Source organism: Acinetobacter sp. ABJ-A23_2 (assembly GCF_044538765.1).
Classification (GTDB): Bacteria; Pseudomonadota; Gammaproteobacteria; order Pseudomonadales; family Moraxellaceae; genus Acinetobacter; species Acinetobacter nosocomialis_A.
On record NZ_JBIUCP010000119.1, the window covers coordinates 1 to 585 of the forward strand.

The following is a 585-nucleotide window of genomic DNA, read 5'->3' on the forward strand; positions in this document are numbered from 1 at the left end:
TTAAGCTTAATGCTGATCAGGTAAATAGCCAGTCAGGATTAATCAGTTCAGAAGATGGAATTGATCTTCAATCGCGTCAGCAGGTGAATAACACAGCAGGCCAGATCGTTGCCAATAATGCGGTACAAATACAAAGCCTAGGGCTGAATAACAATCAGGGGCAGATCGCGAGCATTAAGGATCAGCTGGTACTAAATGCTGGTACAGGGGTATTGAGCAACCAGTCAGGTTCTTTACAGTCAGGTAAAGATATCAAGGTTCAGGCAGGCCAGTTAAAGACCCAGTCCGGTTTGATCAATGCCCAGGGTTCGATAGAGGTGACGGCAGGTCAGGACATTGATAACAGTTCAGGCCAGATCATTGCGAACAAGGCGTTACAGCTGAGCAGTCAGAGTCTGACGAACAATGCAGGGCAGATTGGCAGTGTTGAAGGTACTGTGAATATTGATGCCGGTACAGGGGTGTTAAGTAACCAGCAAGGCAAGCTTCAGTCTAGTCAGGACCTGACATTAAAGGCACAAGGGATTGATAACCAGTCAGGCCTGATTGCAACGCAAGCCAAACTGGATATGCAGCAACAGTGGC

Annotated in this window: 1 protein-coding gene; it reads left to right on the forward strand. The window is 47.4% G+C overall.

Annotation, left to right across the window (positions count from 1 at the left end; all coding sequences use genetic code 11):
* A partial coding sequence (locus ACH63V_RS18120) for a hypothetical protein (protein WP_396464325.1) occupies positions 1–585 on the forward strand: 585 nt, incomplete at both ends.